Origin of the sequence: Rhodococcus sp. B10 (genome assembly GCF_011770055.1) — a bacterium.
Lineage (GTDB): Bacteria > Actinomycetota > Actinomycetes > Mycobacteriales > Mycobacteriaceae > Rhodococcoides > Rhodococcoides kyotonensis_B.
On record NZ_JAAFYV010000007.1, the window covers coordinates 1 to 22,676 of the forward strand.

Genomic DNA, 22,676 nt, shown 5'->3' on the forward strand with positions numbered 1-22,676 from the left:
TACCCCGAAAGGCCTTACCGCTCGACTTGCATGTGTTAAGCACGCCGCCAGCGTTCGTCCTGAGCCAGGATCAAACTCTCCGTAAAAGACTCTCAACCACGCAGTCCGAAAACCACGCAATCAGTTCAAAAACCAAAGAGCCAAATCACTAGCAAAAAAAACTCAACTAGCAAAACAAATGTCCCCTCACCCCAGACGGGAAGAATGAAGCAAGAAGACGTCACACCCACACCCCAAAAGGCATGAGCGCCAAAAACATTCGGCACTGACATTCATCGACACACTGTTGAGTTCTCAAAGAACACGCGCACACCATCCACCCACAGACTCACGCCTGCCAGCATCAAGGGCAACTATTCCAGCCTATCCCAGCTTGGTCTCGGAAGCAAACTTCCGACTCTTGGGGGACACGCTATGTCAGGCACTCCGTACAACCTCGTTGTCTCCAGCCTCTCGGCTCGGAGTCGGTGTCCGTGTCGCTCTGACTCGACAAAAGTTACGCGACGAGTCGCAGAACTCCAAATCGCCTGGTCAGAGGCGGTAGGTCGCGAGGAGAAGCCGTCGGGCACGGTCGAGACGCCCCGAAACTACCGACCCCGCCCTACCGCGTCGACGACCTGAGCGCGTCGCGCGCGAACCTACGAGCCCACTGCGGCGCGTCCACGTCCGTTCGCCCCAAGTAGTACATCGGCCCGTGCGCGCCGATCAGGTCGAGGAACGCGACCGTCCTCTGTCCGGCGATACGTGCGTCCATCGCCCATCCCAGCGCCGCCATCGCATGGGTGGCCAGCTCGTCCCGATGCCGAGCCGACGCAGACGACGCGAGGGCTATCAGGAACAGCGTGCCTGCGTCCTTCTCCTGCGCCTCCCTGCCGATCGGCAACCGAGCGACGCAGTGCTGCCAGAGCCCGACATGGTCGTCGGCCAGGTGGGTGCCGGCTTTCGTTCTCACCAACGTGCCTTTCAGCACGCGTACCAGCCCCAGACTCCTCGCTGCGTCGCGAAGGTCCGTCACCTGGTGATGATCGACCTCTCGCAAGCTCGTTCCATGCCAGCCGATTCCCCAGTCCAGCTCGTCGCGAATGGCCTCGACCAGCGACGGAGGTAGATAGCCTGCCCCGGTGAGTTCGACGCCTCGCTCGCCGACGCGGTGGAGGAACCAAGCGAGTTTCGACATCGCGATCTCCGCGAGTGGGATGTCGACGGAACTCTCGATGGTCAACTCACGGCGAGGCAGCAACGCGGTCAGCTGCGGAACGTCGGTCGCTCGCAACCTGCGCAGCAGTCTCGCAACCAGGGGCGACTCGGCCGCGCTCTCCGTGTCGACGGACCGCGACATGCTGAGCGCGCGCATGCGGAGGTCGACGGCACCGCGGTCGAAGGCAGCGACATCGACGCTGTCGTCGCGATCCTCGGGCAGGCACACGTTTCGACCGTCGAGACAACGGGATCGAGGGTCGTCGACGTGAAAGACGATGTCCTCGAGTTCGACGGTGTGGACCTGTCCGCCACGCGCGTCGTAGGTGTAGTCGAGCGACGCCCCGACCTCAGCCAGCACCGCGTCGATACGCAGGTGACCGTGAGCTGTGTCGTCGTCGACCATGGGGTGTCCGGAGAAGCAGTGTGTACGACGGCCGGACCACCCCATCGCCGTCTGCAGAACCGTGTGCAGTTCCGGCAGCAGCAGGTCCGACCGCACGCGAATCCGGCGCCACACGGCAGGCTCGCCGTCGCGCAGAGTCACCCGCAGGACGAACTGCGCGTCCCGCAGCGGCCGGCCGGTTCTGGCAGCGGGGCCTGCCAACTCGGCCACCGTCGAACGACTCGATGAGTCGTCGGGAAGGTCCGGCACCACCCACAGGTGCCGCGCTCGTCCGCTGCGATTCGGCATGCACCCGACACTAGCGGCGTCGGGCGACAGGCCACGGCGTCACGAGATGTCGGTGAAGAGCCCGCTGTTGATCGCGTCGATGTCGAACGCCAGCTTGTCGATCTGGTCGGCCAGAACCGTCACCGTCAACTGCACGAGAAACTGCTCGTCGACGCCGACGACGGCGTATCTCGTCGTCACGGCCAGGTCCAGTTGCTCGGCAGCGAACGACCCGCGGATGAAGCGTGCAGGCCACGGTCCGAGGTTTTCGGCCTGCGCCTCCAACTCGACCCACCCCGGCATCACGCGAGCGTCGGTGAAACTGCAGTCCAACAGCGCCTGAGCATCGACCGGTTCGGAGAGCTTGCCGACGAGGAGGACGGCATTCGGCGCGAAACCGTTCTCGACTAAGCCTGGTTCGACGAGCACCTCGGTCGCTCCCGGGAACTGGCCCACCGGTGCTGCCTGCCACCCCGCCGGCGCCGACGCGGCGATTCCCAGCGTCGCCGCGAGCACACTGTCCGACGGAGTAACGGCGATCCCGTTCACCGACAGATACTGCGCGACGGTCAAGCCGCCGGATCCGTTGCCGTCTACCTCGGTCATGCGGTGGTCTCCTCGCCGTTCCACGAATTTGGTTGCAACACAGGGTTTCACGCGCGCAAACGCACGAGTTCCTCGAGATAGAGTGCGACGCCGTCGTCGTCGTTCGATTCCAGCACACGATGCGCCACGTTCTTGATCTCGGGCATGGCATTGGCCGTCGTGAGTGGAGTTCCTGCCCATTCGAGCATCGGGAGGTCGTTGAAGGCGTCGCCGACGGCGGCGACGGACTCACGGTCGATACCCAGTTCGGTGCATAATCGCGAGAGCGCACTCGCCTTGGACACACCCGCCGCCGACATCTCGATGTACGGCGCGCCCGAATGAGTCAGCTCGACGCCGCCCACCTCGGCACTCAGGACCGTGCGATACAGGTCGACGCTCGACAGTTCGGGGTGACGCGCGACGATCTTGACCGTCGACTCCTCCTCCAGAACCGTTGTGGAGACGACCATTTCGTGTGGGTGCCGATGATGGTCGGCGAACACGCACAATGCTGCGTACCCGTGTTCGGCAACGAACGCCGTCGGCCCGACCGTCGCGAACACGACGCCCGGAACGAGCTCGCGAACTCGGGTCATCGCGGCTTCGACGGCCGAGGCGTCGATGGCCGTCGTACCGGATATGACTGGGGTGCCGTCGGACAGATCGAGAACGACCGCACCGTTGGCGCCGATCGCTTTCCCGGTGAAGCCGCAGGACCCGGCGAGTTCGTGAATGGAGTGCCTCGCGCGTGCCGTCGCCCACACGATCTCGATTCCCGACGCCCTGGCCGCGGCCATCGCATCGGCGGTACGCGTCGACACCGTCCGTTCGGAGGTGAGAAGTGTGCCGTCGAGATCGGTGGCCACGAGTTGCACAGTCACACCGACGATGATGCCAAAGACGCTCTAGCCTGGACGAGGTGAGCACTCCGAATCTGACATTGAACTCCGGAACCACGATCCCGCAGCTCGGCCTCGGCGTGTGGCAGGCCGCCGACGCCGAAACCGAACATGCCGTTCGGTACGCGCTGGACGAAGCCGGGTATCGCCACATCGACACCGCGGCCGCATACGGCAACGAGGAAGCGGTCGGCCGCGGAATCAGCACCTCGTCCGTGCCGCGCGAGGACATCTTCGTCACCACCAAACTGTGGAATGCGGATCAGGGATACGAGCCTGCCTTGGCGGCGTTCGACGTCAGCCTCGGAAAGTTGGGCCTCGACTACGTCGACCTGTATCTCATCCACTGGCCCCTGCAGAACGACGACCGACTGCTCCGCACGTGGGATGCGCTGGAGAAGATCGCCGACTCCGGTCGAGCGAAGGCCATCGGCGTGTGCAACTTCGAGCCACGCCATCTGCAGATGCTCATCGATCGCGGCGGACGGCTTCCGGCCGTCGACCAGGTCGAGTTGCATCCGCACCTCACCCAGCAGGCCATCCGCGATCTGGCAGGGCAGCACGACATCGCCGTCGAATCCTGGAGCCCACTCGGCGGCACCAGCAACTCGGGGTGGGGTAACGCGTCGAAACCCAACACACTTCTGACCGACGACGTCATCACGCGCATCGGTGAGCGACACGGAAAGTCGGCCGCCCAGGTGTTGATTCGCTGGCACCTGCAGAACGGCTTGATCGTGATCCCGAAATCCGTTCACGACGAACGTATTTCGCAGAACATCGACGTCTTCGACTTCGAACTGACCGACGAGGATCTGAGCGAGATCGCAACACTCGACGACGGCGTACGCGTCGGCGCGCATCCCGACGAGTTGAACCTCGGCGCTCCGGACTAGCGGTTCGCGCGAGGACCGGCCGCACCGGTCGCGGTGATCGACCCCTCCACGTCGAGTGATGCGCGTCACGTGCAACCCACTGCAACTCTCGACGGTTCGTGCCCGCATGGAGTGTGCTGGATCACAGCACACGGACACGAACGAGGGAGTCTTCCATGACCCAGACCATCGAACCGCCGGTTCTCGCCTTGACCCCACAGGAACGCGTCGACGCCTGGTTGGCGGATTTCGAAGCTGCGCTGGCTGCCCGCGACATCGAGCGGGCGGCCGGCAAGTTCGCTGTCGACAGCTTCTGGCGTGATCTGGTCACGTTCACCTGGAACATCAAGACGGTCGAGGGCCGAGACGGAATCGCCGACATGCTCGGCGAGCGTCTGCACGACACGGACCCCACCGGCTTCCGGACGACGGAAACCCCGGAGGAGGCCGACGGCGTCACGTCGGCGTGGATCGAGTTCGAGACCGCCACGAGCCGCGGAAAGGGCCACCTGCGTCTGAAGGGCGACGAAGGTTGGACTCTCCTGACGACCATGCAGGAGTTGAAAGGCCACGAGGAGCGTCAGGGCAGGACGCGCATCAAGGGCGCGGTGCACGGATCGAACGCCGATACCCAGAACTGGGCGGAGAAGAAGGAGATCGAGGAGAAGGAACTGGGCTACACCGTCCAGCCGTACGCGCTGATCGTCGGCGGCGGTCAGGGCGGCATCGCTCTCGGAGCGAGGTTCCGTCAACTCGGGGTGCCCGCCATCGTCGTCGACCGCGGCAACCGGCCGGGAGATCAGTGGCGCGGACGCTACAAGTCGCTCTGCCTGCACGACCCGGTGTGGTACGACCACCTGCCCTACCTGCCGTTCCCGTCGAACTGGCCGGTCTTCGCGCCGAAGGACAAGATCGGCGACTGGCTCGAGATGTACACGAAGGTCATGGAGGTTCCGTACTGGAGCCGAACCACGGCCAAGTCCGCGACGTACGACGAGAAGGCGAAGGAGTGGACCGTCGTCGTCGATCGTGACGGCGAGGAAGTCGTCCTGAAGCCGAAGCAGCTCGTGATGGCGACGGGAATGTCCGGCAAGAAGAACGTCCCGAACTTCCCGGGTATGGACATCTTCGAAGGGGAACAACACCATTCGAGCGAACACCCGGGTCCCGACGCGTATGTCGGCAAGAAGGTCGTCGTGGTCGGCTCGAACAATTCCGCGCACGACATCTGCAAAGCCCTGTACGAAACGGGCGTCGACGTGACGATGCTGCAGCGGTCGTCGACGCACATCGTCAAGTCCGATTCGCTGTGCGAAATCGCCTTGGGCGACCTGTATTCCGAGCGTGCCGTCGAATCCGGAATGACCACCGGCAAGGCGGATCTGACGTTCGCGTCGCTGCCGTACCGGATCATGCACGAATTTCAGATCCCCGTGTACCAGAAGATCGCCGAGCAGGACAAGGACTTCTACGATCGGCTCGAGAAGGCCGGGTTCCAACACGACTTCGGCGACGACGGATCCGGACTGTTCATGAAGTATCTGCGTCGCGGATCGGGCTACTACATCGACGTGGGCGCATCGGAACTCGTCGCGGACGGGAAGATCAAACTGGTTGCCGGACAGGTCGATCACCTCACGAAGAACGCGGTCGTTCTCTCCGACGGCACCGAGCTCGAGGCGGACGTCGTCGTCTACGCGACCGGCTACGGCTCGATGAACGGATGGGTCGCGGATCTGATCGACCAGGAGACCGCGGACAAGGTCGGCAAGTGCTGGGGCCTCGGCTCCGACACCACCAAGGACCCGGGTCCGTGGGAGGGCGAGCAGCGCAACATGTGGAAGCCGACGCAGCAGGAGAACCTATGGTTCCACGGCGGCAATCTGCACCAGTCGCGGCACTACTCGCTGTACCTGGCGTTGCAGATCAAGGCGCGGTACGAGGGCATCGACACCCCGGTCTACGGGCTGCAGGAAGTGCATCACCTTCGGTAGGCGGCCTCGCCCCTCGTGAGTGGGAATGCGCAGCGGGCTACGCATTCCCACTCACGACCCTTGTGCTTTCGCGATCAACGCATCCTCCGACCGCACCTGGTCCAGATTGACGACACGCGTCGGCAGGATCGACGCATACAGCCAATCCGTCGCAACCCGCACGCGCGCAGCCGCCGTCGGCAAGGCGTAGAGGTGATAGCCACGCGCCACGAACTTCGCGACCGGCCCCTTCAGCTGCACCCCCAAAGGCTTTGCGACACCGTCGAAACCACCGAGATCGGCGACGAGTCCGAGATCCTTGTGGATGTACGGCTTCGCCTTTCCGACGCCGAGGCTCGCCGCGACATTGCGCGCCGCTCTGACGCCTTGGCGTTGCGCATGCTGGGCCGTCGGCGGCGTGGGTGCCGACGGGTCGGCGGCCAGGTTGGGCACCGCGGCCGCGTCCCCCAGCGCCCAGACACCCGGGTGGCCGGGCACGGACAGGTCGGGTTCGACGACGAGGCGACCCTTCTCGGTCGGCAACCCGAGCTTCGCGATCAGCGGACTCGGCGCGACACCGGCACCCCATACGAGCGTGCGCGACGGAACGACGGTCCCGTCGGTGAGCGTCACAGTGGTCTCCGTCGCCGACTCGACGGAGACTTCCAACCGGACCTCGACGCCGCGCTCGGCCAGTACGTCCATCGCCTCCTTGCCGAGTTGCTCGCCCAGTTCGGGAAGAACGGCGGGCGCGACGTCGACGAGCAGCCAGCGCACGTCGTCGGGATCGATACTCGCCCACCGTGTTGCGATGCCTTTGATCCAATTCTGCATCTGCGCAACGAATTCCGTGCCGGTGTAGCCGGCTCCGACGGCGACGACGGTGAGTCGTTCCACGCGCTCGGCGCGACCGGCGGGCGTGTCCGGGAGTGTGTCGGCCGCGTCGAGCTGCGCCAGAACGTGGTTGCGGATGAACGTGGCTTCACTGAGAGTCTTGAGCCCGTGCGCGTTCTCGGCGACGCCGGGGATGTCGAACTGCCGCGTCACCGATCCGGGCGCGAGAATCAGCTTGTCCCACTCCAATGCAGTCTCGGACTCGCGGCCCTTCACGCTGAGCCGTCGGCCGTCGAAGTCCACGGAACCGACGTGCCCCAGCACTGTTTTCGTGCGGCGAAGCGTCTGTCTCAGGGAGACGGCGATGTCGCGGGGGTCGAGCACACCCGTCGCCACCTCGGGCAGGAGTGGGCTGTAGAGCAAATAGTCGTTCGGCGCGACGAGTGTGAGCGTCGCCCGCTCGGGTTCGAGGAGTTTCTGCAGAGTTCGGAGAGCATAGAAGCCTCCGAACCCGCCTCCCACCACGACGATCTTCGCCGGCGAGGCCGGAAGCGGTGCTGACGTGCGGTGACGCTGTCGCCATGTGCGCATGAGAAAACCATAATGCGGCTTCGCCGCACGTGCGCGCGAATGTGGCGTAGAGGGCTATACATTCGCGCGCACGTGCGGCGTCATCCACCTACCGCCTCCAACTGCGGACGAATCCTGTCGAGCGAATACTCGATCGACGCCTTGGACGGCAGATTGAATCCGACGACCGTCGCGTAGTCCTGCACCGCGAGACCGCCACCGGCCACCGCAGGCAGAGTGTCGAACCCGGGGAGCGCTTCGAGATCCGCCGCGGTGCCGCCGTTGGGCAGCATGACGACGAGGTCGGCGCTCAGCTCGTTGATCCGTTCGGGACTGAAGACGATGCGACCACCCGTGACATCGGGCGATGCAGCCAGATCGGCCGGAACGCTCATCCCGATGCTGGAGAAGACCTTCGCAGCACCGTCGTCGGGGTTCACGACCGCGACGGCCTGCTGCGTGGCGACGATGTACTGAGCCAGGACGGCGGTCTTGCCGTCGAGCCCCGGGTACTGCTCGGCGATGCCGTTCGTGAAGTCCTGTCCCTCGGCGACGATCGCCGCCGCGTCGTCCTCACGATCGAGAATCCTGCCCAGGGTTTCGATCTGCCACTGCCAGCTGTCGACCGTTGCAGCCTCGGGGAATACCGTCGGCGCGAGCTGGTTCAAACCCTCGAACGGATCCGGGGACGCGATGCCGGACACCAGAATCAGGTCCGGTGCCAGTGCGGCGATCTCCTCGGTCGGTGGGGTGGCGTCGAGCGTGTCCACCGTCGACGAGTCGAGCATCGTCGCATCCTCGGCGAGGCCGGTCTGCCACGGAAACAGCTTGCGGTCGTCGCCCTGGGAACCTGCCGAGACGTAGCCGACGGGTGTGACGTCGAATTCGGCCAACGCGTCGACCCATTGCTGCCCGAGCGCCACGATGCGTTCGGGCGTGCCCTCGATGGTCGTCGACCCCGCCACGTGCTCGACGGTGACCGTCCTCGTGTCGGTCGACGCCTCGTCCTGACTCGCGCTACTGCAGGCCACCAGGCCCGCGACGACCACACCGGCAAGCACGATCCGCGAAAGGATGCGTTTCATGCCGAGGAAGTTAGCACAGCCTAGCCTTGCATGTACTTCTTCAGCTCCATCTTCGCGATCGCGCGCTTGTGCACCTCGTCTGGCCCGTCGGCAAGCCGGAGCGTACGCACGTGGGCGTACATCATGGCCAGCGGGAAATCGTTCGAGACGCCGCCGCCGCCGTGCACCTGGATGGCCCGATCGATGATGGTGAGCGCCATTTCCGGCGCTGCGACCTTGATGGCCGCGATCTCCGTGCGCGCTTCCTTGTTGCCGACGGTGTCCATGAGATGCGCGGCCTTCAGCGTCAGCAACCGCGTCTTCTCGATGTCGATGCGCGCCTCGGCGATCCAGTCCTGAATGTTGGCGCGCGCCGCGACGGGCTTGCCGAACGTGACGCGCGACGACGCCCTTCGGCACATCAGCTCGAGCGCACGCTCGGCGACACCGATGGTGCGCATCGCGTGGTGGATGCGGCCTGGTCCGAGCCGAGCCTGGCTGATCGCGAACCCCTCGCCCGGGCCTTTCAAGACGTCTTTCGACGGCACCCGCACGTCCTCGAACAGGATTTCGGCGTGACCCTCGCGGTCCACGTAGCCGAAAACGGGGAGATTGCGGACGACGGTCACGCCCGGCGCGTCGATGGGAACCACGAGCATCGACTGTTGCCGGTGCGTCGCGGCGTCGGGGTCGGTCTTGCCCATGACGATGAGGACGCGACAATTCTTGTGCATCGCGTTGGACGCGAACCACTTTCGACCGTTGAGGATGTAGTCGTCACCGTCGAGCACCATGCTCATCTCGATGTTGGTGGCGTCGGAACTGGCGACGTCGGGTTCCGTCATCGCGAACGCGGACCGAATGGTGCCGTCCAGCAACGGCTTCAGGTACTTCTCCTTGTGCTCGTCGCTGCCGAACAAGGTGAAGACTTCCATGTTGCCGGTGTCGGGAGCGTTGCAGTTGCACGCTTCGGGCGCCAACAGACTGCGTCCCATGATCTCGGCGAGCGGCGCGTATTCGAGGTTGGTCAGACCGGGCCCCCACTCGGGGTGTGGATGGAAGAGGTTCCACAGACCACGGCGTCGCGCTTCGACCTTCAGATCCTCGAGAATCTGCGGCTGCGCGTGCGGGTCACCCGCCTCACGCATCTGTTCCTCGTAGACCGCCTCGGCCGGGTATATGTGCGAGTCCATGAACTCGAGCAGATCGGATTCGTATTTCTTTGCGCGATCGGTTCTTTCGAAGAACGACACGTGAGATCCCCTCAGTTGGTCCGGCCCATCAATGTCTTCTGGTATCGCCGCATACCGTGCAGCCACCTGTCGTAGTCGGCTCCCTTGCGGCGGTACATCTCGAGCACGTCGGTGTGCGGCAGGATCAAGAACTGTTCGGCGTCCATCGCAGCGAGCACGATCTCGGCGACGTCGGACGGCTCGAGCACTTCGCCGGCGGACAACACAGCATTGGTCGCGGCGACGCCCAGAGCGTCGCCCGAATCCTTGCCCTCGTACAGCAGCTTCGTGTTGACGCCCATCGGGCACAGGCAGCTGACGCGAATACCCTGATCGCCGTACGTGACATTCAGCCATTCAGAGAATCCCACCGCGGCGTGTTTCGTCGTCGAGTATGTGGCAGAACCGATTTGAGTCAGAAGCCCGGCTGCCGACGCGGTGCTGACGAAGTAGCCCTCACCACGTTCCAACCATTTCGGCACGAGCAACTGCGCGGCCCTGATGTGAGCGCGCACGTTGACGTCGAAGGACAGATCCCACTCGGCTTCGCTCGCGTCGAGGCCGGGCGCGCCGCTGATTCCGGCGTTGGCGAAATAGAGGTCGACGGGCCCGTAGGTGTCCTCGGCCAGCGCGATGAGCGCGGTGATGTCCTCGGTCTTCGACGCGTCGCCACCCAGGGAGACCGCGACGCCGGGGCTCGTCTCGTCGATGCGTGCGACGACGTTCGACGCGGCAGTCGGATCGATATCGGACACGATGACACGGGCGCCTTCTGCGGCCAGCCGTTCGGCAAGGGCTCCCCCGATTCCACCGCCTCCACCCGTGACGACGGCAACCTTGCCTGTAACCTTCATCACCCAGGTATATCACCCCGATCTCCGCGGTGCCTCCGCCCCACGTGCGCGCGAGCCCGCGGAGTGACACGAGCACTACGCATTCGCATGCACGTGGCGAGTGAACGCCCGGACCGCGACACTCGGATTCGGCGACCAGACCAGTGCGAGAACAGCATCCACGACCGCGTCCGAGATGGGAACCGACACCAGCCGGTCCGTGAAATCCGTGCTCATCGACCGACTGAGAACCGCGACGCCCATACCCCGCGCGGCCAGATCCGCCACCGCCGCCGGGGCGCTGGCGGCGAACGCGATGTTCGGATTCGCGCCTGTGCGCGAACAGGATTCGTCGAACACCGACCGGATTCCCGTTCCCGGCGGCAGACAGACGACGGGATATGCGCAGAGCTCGCGAACCGTGACGTCCGATCGTCCGGCCAGCGGGTGCTCCGGCGGCACGCACGCCGCAAGCCCCTCCCGGATCAGGACGAGCGATTCGAGCTCGTCGGGCGGATCGGCGGCGGTACCCACCAAGGCGACGTCCAGTGAACCGGCGAGCACACGCTCGATCAGCACATCCGAATTGTCCTCGGACAGAGACACTTCGACGCCTGGATGTTCTCGATGGAACGACGCCAACGCGTCGAACAGCGGGGTCACGGTGCACGCGGTGACCATGCCGACATCGATGCGCCCACGCACCAACAGGTTCACCTCGTCGACGCTGCGCTGCAACGACTCCGCCGACGCCAGAGCTGCCCGCGCGTGATGCACTGCCGCCTTCCCTGCGACGGTGAGCGCGGCGACCCGGCTGCGGCGGTCGATCAACTCGGCGCCGACCTCGCGTTCGAGCGCTTTGATCTGAGCACTGATGCCCGACTGGCTGATGTTGACCCGCTCCGCTGCACGCGTGAAATTGGCTTCCTCCGCGACGGCGACGAAGTACTCGAGCTGACGGAGTTCCATAAGCTCTGATTCTAGTTTCCATCGGAACAATGCGTTGGACTTCTGAAAGACGCCCTTGCAGGCTGAAGAACATGACACAGAACAAAGCAATGACCCCGGAAGACATCACGCGACTGTTCGTCGAGCGCTCGAACGCAGGCGATGCGGACGGCGTCGCCGCCCTCTACGACGAGAACGCTGTCATGGCCTACCCCGCTGGTCGGACAACGGTAGGACGGGCAGCGATCCGCGACCTGTGGGCGTCCGTGTTGGCCCACGGCCCGCATTTCGAGTACGAGGAAGGCCTCCCGACGCTCGTCCACGGCGACATCGCCCTGACGTCGACAGCCCCGAAGGACGGGGCGGGCGCCCGAGCGCAGGTCGTCAAGCGTCAGGCAGACGGCTCCTGGGTGCGCATCATCGATCAGCCGGAGTTCACCCCGACCTCGTAGGGCCATTCCGTCGGCGCTCTGACAGTATTCCTCTCCGTGATACCGCAGCGGCTGACCCGGACCATCGATGCGGTCGCGCGACGGCTGGGCCGCAGCAGCGCCGCGCTGCACGATCAGGTCCAGGACTTCGGAAGCGACACGCACCCGTGGTTCCTCGGCGCCGAGGAACGCGGTAACCCCGACACCCGCATCGCGGCATGGACCGTCGGCAACCGCGTCACGACGCTCGTCCACGGCAAGCCGTATTTCGCGGCCCTCGCCGACGCGCTGGCCGTGGCCGGAGACGGCGATCTGGTGATGTTCACCGATTGGCGCGGCGACCCCGAGCAATTCCTCACCGACGACGGCGTCACCGTGGAGGACGCGTTGGCCGACGTGGCCGGGCGCGGTGGCGTCGTCAAGGGAATGGTGTGGCGGTCGCACATCGAGACGCTCGGTTTCACGGGCCCGAAGAACCGCAAGCTCGCCCTGAAGCTCGAAGAGGCGGGCGGCGAGGTGATTCTCGATCAACGCGTGCTGGCATTGGGCAGTCATCACCAAAAGTTCGTCGTGATCCGCTACCGGGAGGCCGACCGCTCCGACCTCGCGTTCGTCGGGGGCATCGATCTAGCCCGTGCCCGACGCGACGACGCGGATCATTTCGGTGACCCCGTCAGTCGGCCGTTTCCGCCCGAATACGGGGAGATCCCGGCGTGGCACGACATTCAGGTGCAGATCGAGGGCCCGGCGGTACGCGACGTCGAAGACGTCTTCCGCGAGCGATGGGAAGACCCAGCCGCGCTGTCGCGACTGCCCTGGCATGCGATTCCCGACGCCATCCGCGGTGCGACGCGTGAGCCGTCGGACCTTCCCGAGCAGCTGCCCGCGTCGGATCCGGCGGGTTCGTGCGCGATCCAGCTGTTGCGCACGTACCCGCGTCGACGCCCGGCGTACCCGTTCGCGACGAAGGGTGAGCGCAGCACGGCCCGCGCCTACGCGAAGGCGCTGCGCCGGGCGCGACGTCTGATCTACGTCGAGGACCAGTATCTGTGGTCGGTCGACGTCGCCGAGGTGTTCGCGGCCGCGTTGCGTCGGGCGCCCGAACTGCGGTTGATCATCGTCGTGCCGAAGCATCTCGACGACGACAGCGCGATCACCATTCCGTCTGCCCTGCTGGGGCATTCGGCCGCACTCGACGTCATTCGCGACGCCGGCGCCGACCGCGTTCTCGTGCTCGATCTCGAGAACGACCGCGGCATACCGGTATACGTGCATTCGAAGGTGTGCATCGTCGACGACGTCTGGGCCGCGGTGGGTTCCGACAACTTCAATCGTCGATCGTGGACCCATGATTCGGAACTGACCGCGGCGATCGTCGACGACGAGAAGGATCCGCGCGAGCCCACCGACCCATCCGGTCTCGGTGACGGCGCCCGGGTGTTTGCACGGGACTTCCGCCTCGAACTACTCCGTGAGCATCTGGGCCGCGACGTCGGGGACGACGACGATCTCGTCGACCCCGCGTCGTGCTTCGACACCGTCGCGGCGCACGCGGATCGTCTGGACGCGTGGCACGAGAACCCGTCCGGCGGTCCGCGTCCTGCCGGGCGGCTGCGGCGTCACGACATCGACGTGCCGCCCGTGTGGCAGCAGCGTCTCGCGTCGGTGGCGTACCGGTTGTTCGTCGACCCGGACGGCCGCCCTATCGGAATGCGGTTTCGCAAGAAGTTCTAGGGCGTCTGCGGCACCCGTGCGCACATGGTTGGCACGGGGTCCAACTTTTCACGCACGGGTGCGGAGCGCCTCCACCACCCTGTCGGCCAGCGGCTTGGTCGACGCAGGGTTCTGCCCGGTGTAAAGATTCCTGTCGACGACGATGTGCGGCTCCCACGCGTCACCGGACGAGAAGCGGGCACCCGACTCGCGGAGTCTGCTTTCCAGCAGCCAGGGAGCCTTGTCGGCCAGACCTGCCTGTGTTTCCTCTTCGTCGGTGAAGCTGGTGAGCTCGTAGCCGTCGAACACCCAGGTACCGTCCTGGCGCGTGGCCGGCAGGAACGCGGCAGGTGCGTGACATACCGCGGACACGAGCTTTCCTGCGTCGAGAAGCTCGGTGATGATGGCACCGACCTGCGGCGACACCGCCAGATCCTCCATCGGTCCGTGTCCGCCCGGGACGAAGATGGCGTCGTAGTCGCCCGCCTTCTGGTCTTCGAGCACCGCGGGGCTGCGCAGCACCGAATCGACGGACTCCAAGTACTTCTTCAGCTCGTCGACCTTGGCTTCGTCACCACCGTTGGCGTCGACAGCGAGAGATCCCTCGTCGACGACGGTCGGCTTTCCACCCGGCGACGCGACCGTCACGTTCCAGCCTGCCTCGACAAATGTGCGGTGAGATGCGACGAGTTCTTCGGCCCAGAAGCCCGTCGGATGTTTCGTGCCGTCCTTCAGAGTCCACTGATCGGCGGACGTGACTGCAAAAAGTAGATTCGTCATGCCCCGTCGCATGCCCGATGACGGCATCGCCCAATCGTGCCTGGCCGAGCGCGGACGGAACGGACGTCAGCGCTCCCGCGGCACCGCGGTCGTCCGGCGTCGGACCAACGTGGGCGCCAGCACGACATCCTCGGCCTGTTCACCTGCCAACCGAGCGAGCCCGCTGTCGACGGCCGCGTCGGCCACGGCGGCGACATCGTGCGAGATCGACGTCAATTGAATGTGCGCGATTCGCGACAGACGCGAATCGTCGTATCCCACAACGGAAATATCGCCCGGCACGTCGATGCCCCGTCGTAGAAGGTGATCGAGAACTCCGGTCGCCGAGTTGTCGTTGAACGCCACGACCGCCGTCGGTACCTCACCCGACGCCAACAGCTGCCGCATTCCCTCCGCGCCTTCGGTTTCCGTCATTCCACCCGCGACGACGCGAGCGTGCTCGTCGAGGCCGTGACGTCGAATGGCCGCGAGAAATCCCTGGCGTCTGTCCTCGGCTCCCGGCGCTGCAGCTCCGTCGATGTGCGCGATGCGCCTGTGCCCCAACTGGACGAGATGGTCGACCGCCGTGCCGATGCCGGCCACGTCGTCGCCGCGGACCGATCCGATGGCGTCGACGCCGCTCGACCGCAGCAGCGCGACGACGGGAATACGCGCGTCGATCTCGGTGAGTTCCCTTGTCCCCAAGCCGGATCCGAGCAGAAGCGCCACGTCGCATCGTTCGCGCACGAGTGCTTGCACCGCACTCTCTTCGTCACGGGTCGGGGCCACCGCACTGAGCATGACGTCGTAACCATGTCGTTCCGCGGCCGTATAGACGTGTTCGACGAGGTCGCCGTGGAACGGTTGCTGCAGATCGAAGGTCACCCCGAGGAGTCGCGACTGGGTCTGCCGCAGCTTCTGTGCCCGACGGTCCGGCACGTACCCAATTCGGTCGGCGATCGCCTTGACTCGGTGCCGAGTCTCATCGCTCGCCCCGGGGACACCACGCATGACGATGGACACCAACGCGGGAGAAACGCCGGCGATGCGTGCGACGTCGGCCATCGTGGGTCTGACGCCGTCGATCTCCTCGGCCACTCGTCGTTCCTTCCTGCTCGCTCCTGGGAAACGCTAGTGGACCGAGCCGTCCCGAACATCATCCGCCGGATTCGAACATATGCACTAACAGGGTGTGGATAGATCTGTGGAAATCTCGAGGACCGTCGGCCGGAAGCTGTGGATGGGCTGGGGATGAAACCGGGGTGGTCGGGCATTCCCCCAGCACAGGGCATGTGTACAAGAATTACACCCCTGTGAGTAAAGCCGTCGGCAGGGGTGTGGACAACCGTTCAACTACGAGGCGGGCCGCTGCTGCGGATTGCCGGAGAACAACTGACTGAGCGCGACACCCCGTCATCCCATCCCGGGTGGCGGGGTGTCGCCATGCCAGGTGACCGCCTCGACAGGCAGCGATCGTTCACCACGCACGATCGCGATGGCGTCGTCGAGGTCGAGCACGATATCCGCGTCGGCGGAATCGATTTCGTTGTCGTGATGCTCGATGTCACCGTCGGCAACCAGGACGTGGAACGTCGGCTCGCTTCCGATCCGCACGTTGACCGTCCCCTTTCCGACGCGTTCCGCGATCGCACGACCGATCGGGAACGCCATCCAATGCGCGCGGACGGCATCCTTGTCGCCGCGCTCGCCCAGACGGCCCGCACCCCATTCCGAGAGTGCCCTCAGCGCCGGCCGTAGGCCCTCCCCTTCCTCGGTGAGTTCGTACACCGAGGCATTGGTGGGCGGCCCGATCAGACGCTTCGCGACGACGCCGTCCGCTTCGAGGTCACGCAGACGAGCCGCGAGAACGTCCGTGCTGATTCCCGGCAGGTCGGCGAACAGGTCGCTGTAGCGACGGGGACCGCCGCAGAGCTCGCGCACGACGAGCAAACTCCACCGATCACCGACGATGTCGAGGGTTCGGCCTATGGCGCAGTACTGCTGATAGCTCCGACGTGGCATGCTTGCCATCGTAGACGGTCACTTGGAAAATCCAAGCGAAAACTTGGGCAAACCAAGTAGGTTGGGTGACTCCACCACGGAAAGGAACCTTCATGCAGGTCAGGCAGTCGAGCAAGCTCTCCGGTGTCTCGTACGAGATTCGCGGACCCGTTGCCGAACACGCGGCTCGCCTCGAGGCCGAGGGACACCACGTGGTGAAGCTGAACACGGGCAATCCCCTCGAGTTCGGGCTGGACGCACCGCAGGAGATTCTGTCCGACATCGTGCGTATGCTCCCGACGTCGTCGGGATACTCGACGTCCAAGGGGCTGTTGCACGCGCGCCGCGCCGTCGCGCAGTACTACGAGACCCGCGGAGTCCAGGACGTCGACGTCGAGAACGTCTTCCTCGGCAACGGCGTCTCCGAACTGGTGATGATGTCGATGACGGCGCTGCTCGAAACGGGCGACGAGGTGCTCATTCCTGCGCCCGACTTTCCGCTCTGGACCGCGGCCACGACCCTCAACGGCGGGCGCGCCGTGCACTACGTGTGCGACGAGGCGTCCGACTGGTTCCCCGACGTCGACGACATCGCGTCGAAGATCACCGACCGCACGCGGGCGATCGTGCTGATCAACCCCAACAACCCGACCGGCGCCGTCTACCCCGACGAGGTCCTGCTGCAGATACTCGAACTGGCGCGCCGGCATCAGCTCGTCGTGTTCTCCGACGAGATCTACGACAAGATTCTGTACGACGGCGCCACCCACACCAGCACTGCAGCATTGGCGTCGGACGTTCTGTGCGTGACGTTCTCGGGTCTGTCCAAGGTGTATCGGAGCGCGGGTCTGCGGGCCGGATGGATGGTGCTCACCGGTGCATCCGTCGACGCGTCGAGCTACATCGAGGGACTCACGATGCTGGCCGGTCTACGTCTGTGCCCCAATGTGCCTGGACAGCAGGCTATTTCGGTCGCCATCGGCGGGCGTCAGAGCATCTACGAGTTGACTGCACCCGGCGGCCGCCTCTACGAGCAGAGCACCCAGGCGTGGAGGTCGCTCAACGACATTCCCGGTATCTCCTGCGTCAAGCCCAAGGGCGCGCTGTACGTGTTCCCGCGCATCGACCTGGACTACTACCAAATCCACGACGACGAGAAGTTCGTCCTCGATCTGTTGCTGCAGGAGAAACTGCACATCGTGCAAGGAACGGGATTCAACTGGCCGCGGCCGGATCACTTCCGCATCGTGACGCTCCCTCACGCGGACGACCTCGAAGCCATCATCGGGCGCATCGGGAAGTTCTTGGCCAACTACAAACAGTGAGCTCGGCCGGGGGCACACCAAAAAGCAAGAACCCCGGCGCGCTGGTGCGCGTCGGGGTTCTTGTCGGAGCCGCCTAAGAGAATCGAACTCTTGACCTTTTCATTACGAGTGAAATGCTCTACCGACTGAGCTAAGGCGGCGTGCCTTTCGGCGTTCGTGAGTCTAACGGAGCAACCCGCGGAAAATGAAATCGGCACGTCAGCGGGGGTTCAGCGGCCTCCGTGGCGCATCGATGGACCGCGGCATCCGATAGACAGCTGGCGTGTGCCATCCATGCTGATGGGCTGGGCGAACGTCAGCGCAGCGCCGCACCCAACTGCGCGACCATCGCGTACACCGCGAACTTGGGCTTCGAGTTGAGTGCCAGCGCTTCGCGGCAGTCGAGGATCGCCTCGATGCTCTTCAGGAGAGCCTCGGGCGACGCTCCCCTGGCCATTCGCTCGATCTGATCGGCCATGTCCGGGTGATTCAGCGTGGCCGTCGACCCGTACGACCGCGCCAACGCATCGCGGTACAGGCCGGCGAGGTCGATCAGCGCGCGGTCGAAGGAGTCACGCAGATTGCGGGTGCGCCTCGATTTCTGACGCGCCTCCAACTCCTTGATGACACCCGCCGACCCGCGTAGCGCTCCCGCCGCGCCCTTGCCGGTGCCGCCCGCACCGAGTGCCGTCCGCAGTTCTTCCATTTCGACGCCGTCGAGCGCGTCGCTGATCTCGGCAGCCTCGAGTTCGGCGGCTTTCACCATCTCCTCGGCCGCGAGGTACGCCTGATTGGGTCTCGCAGCCGCGGACGCCAGCCCCAACGCGCGCTTGCGTCGCGCACGTGCGTCTTCGTCCTTCGCGAGCCTGCGGGCCCGTCCGACGTGACCACCGCTGATCGACGCCGCCCACCGGGCCGTCTCCTCGTCGAGCTGATCGCGCGTCTGCAGTACCTGCGCAATGGCCGACGACGTCGGCGTGACGAGATGAACGTGCCTGCACCGGGACCGCAAGGTGACCGACATGTCCTCCGGATCGGTCGACGGCGCACACAGCAGAATGACCGTCCGCTCCGGCGGCTCCTCGACGACCTTCAGCAGCGCGTTCGCGGCGGCCTCACTGAGACGATCGGCATCCTCGACGACGACGATCTGCCACCGCCCGGTGCTCGGACGACGCGCGGCGATCTGCACGATGTCGCGCATCTCCTTGACGCTGATGCTCAAGCCCTGCGGGATGATGCGTCGGACATCGCCGTGGGTGCCTGCCATCGTCGTCGTACATGCGTGGCACTCGCCGCAGCCGGGCGTCCCCTCGCTGGTGCATTGCAGGGCTGCAGCGAAACACAGGGCGGCGATCGAGCGTCCGGACCCGGGAGGGCCGGTGAACAGCCAGGCGTGTGTCATCGCCGACCCGCCGTCACCGAGGCGAGCGCCGACGGCTGCACCCGTCAATTCGGCTTCGACGTCCTCTTGGCCGATCAATCGATCGAATACTCCCGCCATGGAAGGCAGCCTAGTCGGCGGGTCCGACGTCTCTTCTCCACGTCCTCGAGGAGCAGCGCGGATGTTGTGCCACAGTCACCTCGGCATCGATGGACCGCAGCAACCGTTGGACAGCTTGAATGGTCCATTCATGTTGACGGACAACATGAATGGACCATTCAAGCGAATAGCCAATGGCGGCGAGCGACCGAAGGAGCTCGCTACTCCTCGGACGCCGGCGGTGCCTTCTTCGCTGCAGCCTTCTTGGCGGGTGCCTTCTTCGCAGGCGCTTTCTTGGCCGCCGTTTTCTTCGCTGCAGCCTTCTTCGCGGGCGTCTTCTTGGCAGCCGTCTTCGTGGCCGTCTTGGTCGCGGTTGCCTTCTTGGTGGCAGCCTTCTTCGTGGCCTTCTTCTTCACCGGGCCACGAGCACGCCTGTCCGCCAACAGCTCCGACGCGCGATCGTCGGTGATGGACGCGACGTCGTCGTCCTTGCGCAGGCTGGCGTTGGTCTCGCCGTCGGTGACGTACGGACCGAAACGACCGTCCTTGATGACCATCGGCTTCTCGCTGACCGGGTCGACGCCCATCTCACGCAGCGGCGGCTTGGCCTCACCCTGACGGCCGCGACGCTTCGGCTCGGCGTAGATCTTGAGCGCCTCGTCGAGGGTCACGGAGAACAGCTGGTCTTCGTCGGCCAGCGAACGAGAGTCCGTGCCCTTCTTCAGATACGGACCGTAGCGGCCGTTCTGCGCGGTGATCTCTTCCTTCGACTCGGGGTCGACGCCGACGACACGCGGCAACGACAGCAACTTGAGTGCGTCGTCGAGCGTGATGGTCGCGAGATCCATCGATTTGAACAGCGAACCGGTACGAGGCTTCGGTCCGGCGACCTTCTTGGCGGCCTTCTTCGCAGGTGCCTTCTTGGCCGCAGCTTTCTTCACCGCGGTCTTCGTCGAACCGCCACCGTCGTCACCTGTGGGAATCGGAACGATGTCCGGTTCCGGGGCAGCAGGTTCCGGCTCCGGCTCGGGAAGGATCTCGGTGACGTACGGGCCGAATCGTCCTTCCTTGGCGACGATTTCGTGCCCGGTCAACGGATCGGCACCGAGACGACGGCCCTCCTGCGGCGTCGAGAACAGTTTCTCGGCGACGTCGATGGTCAGCTCGTCCGGCGGAAGGTCGTCGGGCAGGTTGGCGCGCTGCGAGATCGGATCCCCGTCGGGATCGTCGTCGTTTTCGATCATCCGCTCGAGGTACGGACCGTAACGGCCGACGCGAACGTGGATCTCGCGCCCCTCGGCGTCGTCGAACAGCCGGATCGAGTTGATCTCACGCGCGTCGATGTCTTCGAGGTTGGTGCCGACCATCTTCTTCAGACCACCGGATCGGGCGACCGACCCTTCGGCGCCGGTGTCGCCACCGAAATAGAAGCTCGTCAACCAGTTACCGCGACGTTCGCGGCCACCGGCGATGGCGTCGAGATCGTCCTCCATGCCTGCCGTGAAGTCGAAGTCCACGAGCCGGCCGAAGTGCGCTTCCAACAGACCGATCACCGAGAACGCGACCCACGACGGCACCAGCGCGCTACCGCGCTTGTAGACGTAGCCGCGGTCGAGGATGGTCTTGATGATCGACGAATAGGTCGACGGGCGGCCGATGCCCAGCTCTTCGAGCGTCTTGATGAGCGACGCCTCGGTGTACCGAGCGGGCGGGTTGGTCGTGTGGCCGTCGGGGTCGAGCTTGGTAGCCGTGACGGCGTGGCCCGCCTTCAACGCAGGCAGGCGCGACTCTGCGTCGTCGGACTGGCCACCGGCCTCGTCGTCGACGCTCTCGACGTACGCCTTGAGGAAGCCGGCGAACGTGATGGTGCGGCCCGACGCGGAGAAGGTGCACTCCTCGCCGGTTCCTGCGGTGCCGGTGATGCGCAGCGTCAGCGTCGTACCGCGGACATCGGCCATCTGCGACGCCACCGTGCGCTGCCAGATGAGCTCGTAGAGGCGGTACTCGTCGGTCTGCAGTGCCGAGTGCAGCTGGCCGGGAGTCTGGAAGACGTCACCGGCAGGCCTGATCGCCTCGTGAGCTTCCTGGGCGTTCTTGACCTTGCGCGTGTACTGCCTGGGCGACGGGTGGACGTATTCCGCGCCGTACAGCTCGGTTGCCTGCGCACGTGCCGCGGAGATGGCCGACTCGGACAACGTGGTCGAGTCGGTACGCATGTAGGTGATGTAGCCGTTCTCGTACAGACGCTGCGCGACGCGCATGGTCCGCTCCGAGCTGAACCGCAGCTTGCGGCCTGCCTCCTGCTGGAGGGTCGACGTCATGAACGGCGGGTACGGCTTGCGGGTGTACGGCTTGTCCTCGGCCGACGCCACCGTCAGATCGACGCCCTCGAGCGCTTCGGCCAGGCGACGTGCCCGCGACTCGTCGAGCACGGTGACGGCGTCCGACTTCAGCTTGCCGTCGGCACCGAAATCACGACCTGCGGCGACGCGTGCGCCGTCGACGTTGACCAGACGTGCCCCGAAACTGCGCGGCGACTGATCGGCACCGGCGTCGAGCGTCGCCGAGATGTCCCAGTACTCCGCGGTGCGGAACGCCATGCGATCGCGCTCGCGCTGGACGATGATCCTGGTCGCGACGGACTGCACGCGGCCTGCCGACAGCTTCGGCATGACCTTCTTCCACAGCACCGGGCTGACCTCGTAGCCGTACAGGCGATCGAGGATGCGACGGGTCTCCTGTGCGTCGACGAGGTCCTGGTCGAGCTCACGCGTGTCGGCAGCGGCCGCGAGGATCGCCGGCTTGGTGATCTCGTGGAAGACCATGCGTCGAACAGGGATCTTGGGGTTCAGGGTCTCGAGGAGATGCCACGCGATGGCCTCGCCCTCGCGGTCGGGGTCGGTGGCGAGAAAGAGCTCGTCGGCATCCTTGAGCAGGCCCTTGAGCTCGGCGACCTTCCCCTTCTTCTCCGGAGAGACGACGTAGAGCGCCTCGAAGTCGTGGTCGACGTCGACGCCGAGCCGCGCCCAGGGCTCTCCCTTGTACTTGGCCGGCACGTCGGCCGCTCCGCGCGGCAGATCTCTGATGTGACCGACCGACGCCTCGACGACATAGTTCTTGCCCAGGTAAGGGGCGATCTTCTTCGCCTTGGTCGGGGACTCGACGATGACAAGGCGGCGCGGCTCCGCAGAGCCGGTGGTGGTGCCCCCCGAGCCGTTATTCCGTGCTGCCACCTTGCTGCCGAACCTTCCTTCGTCGCGTTCCCGACAGTCGATCTGCGGGAATTGTCTACCTCATCA

At 65.2% G+C, this 22,676-nt stretch carries 18 protein-coding genes, 1 tRNA gene and 1 rRNA gene; 5 read left to right on the forward strand and 15 right to left on the reverse strand.

Translation table 11 applies throughout. The features are described 5' to 3' along the window. The 4 genes from RhoFasB10_RS06430 to RhoFasB10_RS06445 form a co-directional block, all read right to left on the reverse strand. A 16S ribosomal RNA gene (locus RhoFasB10_RS06430) occupies positions 1-86 on the reverse strand; the annotation flags it as partial. Positions 87-601: 515 nt separating this feature from the next. Then, positions 602-1,891: a plasmid pRiA4b ORF-3 family protein gene (locus tag RhoFasB10_RS06435; protein ID WP_167675661.1), complete on the reverse strand. Its 1,290-nt coding sequence runs from the start codon at positions 1,889-1,891 to the stop codon at positions 602-604. A 39-nt stretch (positions 1,892-1,930) separates the two neighbouring features. Beyond that, positions 1,931-2,476, reverse strand: a complete 546-nt coding sequence (locus RhoFasB10_RS06440; RefSeq protein ID WP_167675663.1) for an LpqN/LpqT family lipoprotein — start codon at positions 2,474-2,476, stop codon at positions 1,931-1,933. Between the two features lie 47 nt (positions 2,477-2,523). Beyond that, positions 2,524-3,339 carry an HAD family hydrolase gene (locus RhoFasB10_RS06445; protein ID WP_346764360.1) on the reverse strand — a complete coding sequence of 272 codons (816 nt, stop codon included), beginning with the start codon at positions 3,337-3,339 and terminating at the stop codon, positions 2,524-2,526. A gap of 38 nt (positions 3,340-3,377) precedes the next feature. On the opposite strand from RhoFasB10_RS06445, the gene RhoFasB10_RS06450 reads away from it, so the two are divergent. Both RhoFasB10_RS06450 and RhoFasB10_RS06455 read left to right on the forward strand, forming a co-directional pair. Next, positions 3,378-4,253: an aldo/keto reductase gene (locus RhoFasB10_RS06450; protein WP_068426516.1), complete on the forward strand. Its 876-nt coding sequence runs from the start codon at positions 3,378-3,380 to the stop codon at positions 4,251-4,253. A 155-nt stretch (positions 4,254-4,408) separates the two neighbouring features. Continuing rightward, positions 4,409-6,226: an NAD(P)/FAD-dependent oxidoreductase gene (locus RhoFasB10_RS06455; protein WP_068426522.1), complete on the forward strand. Its 1,818-nt coding sequence runs from the start codon at positions 4,409-4,411 to the stop codon at positions 6,224-6,226. Between the two features lie 51 nt (positions 6,227-6,277). Here the strand turns inward: RhoFasB10_RS06455 and RhoFasB10_RS06460 are convergent, their stop codons facing one another. The 5 genes from RhoFasB10_RS06460 to RhoFasB10_RS06480 all read right to left on the reverse strand — a co-directional run bounded on the left by RhoFasB10_RS06460 (position 6,278) and on the right by RhoFasB10_RS06480 (position 11,707). Beyond that, entirely contained in the window at positions 6,278-7,630 is a 1,353-nt protein-coding gene (locus RhoFasB10_RS06460) for an NAD(P)/FAD-dependent oxidoreductase (RefSeq protein WP_167675665.1), read from the reverse strand. An 80-nt stretch (positions 7,631-7,710) separates the two neighbouring features. Then, positions 7,711-8,694, reverse strand: a complete 984-nt coding sequence (locus RhoFasB10_RS06465) for an ABC transporter substrate-binding protein (protein ID WP_084423773.1) — start codon at positions 8,692-8,694, stop codon at positions 7,711-7,713. A gap of 20 nt (positions 8,695-8,714) precedes the next feature. Then, complete coding sequence (locus RhoFasB10_RS06470) at positions 8,715-9,926, reverse strand: acyl-CoA dehydrogenase family protein (RefSeq protein ID WP_068426528.1); 1,212 nt, start codon at positions 9,924-9,926, stop codon at positions 8,715-8,717. 11 nt (positions 9,927-9,937) lie between these two features. Then, positions 9,938-10,759, reverse strand: coding sequence for an SDR family NAD(P)-dependent oxidoreductase (locus tag RhoFasB10_RS06475; RefSeq protein WP_167675785.1), 822 nt, complete (start codon positions 10,757-10,759; stop codon positions 9,938-9,940). Positions 10,760-10,834: 75 nt separating this feature from the next. Further along, positions 10,835-11,707, reverse strand: a complete 873-nt coding sequence (locus RhoFasB10_RS06480) for a LysR substrate-binding domain-containing protein (RefSeq protein WP_068426534.1) — start codon at positions 11,705-11,707, stop codon at positions 10,835-10,837. A gap of 71 nt (positions 11,708-11,778) precedes the next feature. Between RhoFasB10_RS06480 and RhoFasB10_RS06485 the strand changes: the two genes are divergently transcribed. After that, on the forward strand, positions 11,779-12,138 hold the full coding sequence (locus RhoFasB10_RS06485) for a nuclear transport factor 2 family protein (protein WP_068426537.1): 360 nt from the start codon (positions 11,779-11,781) through the stop codon (positions 12,136-12,138). A 36-nt stretch (positions 12,139-12,174) separates the two neighbouring features. Then, on the forward strand, positions 12,175-13,851 hold the full coding sequence (locus RhoFasB10_RS06490; RefSeq protein WP_068426540.1) for a phospholipase D-like domain-containing protein: 1,677 nt from the start codon (positions 12,175-12,177) through the stop codon (positions 13,849-13,851). Positions 13,852-13,899: 48 nt separating this feature from the next. Here the strand turns inward: RhoFasB10_RS06490 and RhoFasB10_RS06495 are convergent, their stop codons facing one another. From RhoFasB10_RS06495 to RhoFasB10_RS06505, 3 genes are all read right to left on the reverse strand, one after another. Further along, a complete protein-coding gene (locus RhoFasB10_RS06495; RefSeq protein ID WP_167675667.1) occupies positions 13,900-14,610 on the reverse strand; it encodes a type 1 glutamine amidotransferase domain-containing protein in 711 nt (236 codons plus the stop codon). A gap of 66 nt (positions 14,611-14,676) precedes the next feature. Next, positions 14,677-15,654 (reverse strand): LacI family DNA-binding transcriptional regulator, encoded by a 978-nt coding sequence (locus RhoFasB10_RS06500; protein WP_068426687.1) that lies wholly within the window; start codon positions 15,652-15,654, stop codon positions 14,677-14,679. A gap of 348 nt (positions 15,655-16,002) precedes the next feature. After that, positions 16,003-16,611 carry a helix-turn-helix domain-containing protein gene (locus RhoFasB10_RS06505; RefSeq protein ID WP_167675669.1) on the reverse strand — a complete coding sequence of 203 codons (609 nt, stop codon included), beginning with the start codon at positions 16,609-16,611 and terminating at the stop codon, positions 16,003-16,005. 92 nt (positions 16,612-16,703) lie between these two features. Between RhoFasB10_RS06505 and RhoFasB10_RS06510 the strand changes: the two genes are divergently transcribed. Beyond that, positions 16,704-17,915, forward strand: coding sequence for a pyridoxal phosphate-dependent aminotransferase (locus RhoFasB10_RS06510; protein WP_167675671.1), 1,212 nt, complete (start codon positions 16,704-16,706; stop codon positions 17,913-17,915). A 67-nt stretch (positions 17,916-17,982) separates the two neighbouring features. Here RhoFasB10_RS06510 and RhoFasB10_RS06515 read toward each other — a convergent pair. The 3 genes from RhoFasB10_RS06515 to topA all read right to left on the reverse strand — a co-directional run bounded on the left by RhoFasB10_RS06515 (position 17,983) and on the right by topA (position 22,610). Continuing rightward, positions 17,983-18,055: transfer RNA gene (locus tag RhoFasB10_RS06515), tRNA-Thr, on the reverse strand. 155 nt (positions 18,056-18,210) lie between these two features. Then, positions 18,211-19,398 (reverse strand): DNA polymerase III subunit delta', encoded by a 1,188-nt coding sequence (locus RhoFasB10_RS06520; RefSeq protein WP_068426548.1) that lies wholly within the window; start codon positions 19,396-19,398, stop codon positions 18,211-18,213. Positions 19,399-19,598: 200 nt separating this feature from the next. Beyond that, complete coding sequence (topA, locus tag RhoFasB10_RS06525; protein ID WP_068426550.1) at positions 19,599-22,610, reverse strand: type I DNA topoisomerase; 3,012 nt, start codon at positions 22,608-22,610, stop codon at positions 19,599-19,601. Between the last annotated feature and the right edge of the window lie 66 nt (positions 22,611-22,676).

Bases quoted from the DNA above. Each gene is read 5' to 3' on its own strand.
- RhoFasB10_RS06435 (WP_167675661.1), bottom strand. From the start codon at position 1,891: ATGCCGAATCGCAGCGGACGAGCGCGGCACCTGTGGGTGGTGCCGGAC.
- RhoFasB10_RS06440 (WP_167675663.1), bottom strand. From the start codon at position 2,476: ATGACCGAGGTAGACGGCAACGGATCCGGCGGCTTGACCGTCGCGCAG.
- RhoFasB10_RS06455 (WP_068426522.1), top strand. From the start codon at position 4,409: ATGACCCAGACCATCGAACCGCCGGTTCTCGCCTTGACCCCACAGGAA.
- RhoFasB10_RS06460 (WP_167675665.1), bottom strand. From the start codon at position 7,630: ATGCGCACATGGCGACAGCGTCACCGCACGTCAGCACCGCTTCCGGCC.
- RhoFasB10_RS06465 (WP_084423773.1), bottom strand. From the start codon at position 8,694: ATGAAACGCATCCTTTCGCGGATCGTGCTTGCCGGTGTGGTCGTCGCG.
- RhoFasB10_RS06475 (WP_167675785.1), bottom strand. From the start codon at position 10,759: ATGAAGGTTACAGGCAAGGTTGCCGTCGTCACGGGTGGAGGCGGTGGA.
- RhoFasB10_RS06480 (WP_068426534.1), bottom strand. From the start codon at position 11,707: ATGGAACTCCGTCAGCTCGAGTACTTCGTCGCCGTCGCGGAGGAAGCC.
- RhoFasB10_RS06485 (WP_068426537.1), top strand. From the start codon at position 11,779: ATGACACAGAACAAAGCAATGACCCCGGAAGACATCACGCGACTGTTC.
- RhoFasB10_RS06495 (WP_167675667.1), bottom strand. From the start codon at position 14,610: ATGACGAATCTACTTTTTGCAGTCACGTCCGCCGATCAGTGGACTCTG.
- RhoFasB10_RS06500 (WP_068426687.1), bottom strand. From the start codon at position 15,654: ATGGCCGACGTCGCACGCATCGCCGGCGTTTCTCCCGCGTTGGTGTCC.
- RhoFasB10_RS06505 (WP_167675669.1), bottom strand. From the start codon at position 16,611: ATGCCACGTCGGAGCTATCAGCAGTACTGCGCCATAGGCCGAACCCTC.
- RhoFasB10_RS06510 (WP_167675671.1), top strand. From the start codon at position 16,704: ATGCAGGTCAGGCAGTCGAGCAAGCTCTCCGGTGTCTCGTACGAGATT.
- RhoFasB10_RS06520 (WP_068426548.1), bottom strand. From the start codon at position 19,398: ATGGCGGGAGTATTCGATCGATTGATCGGCCAAGAGGACGTCGAAGCC.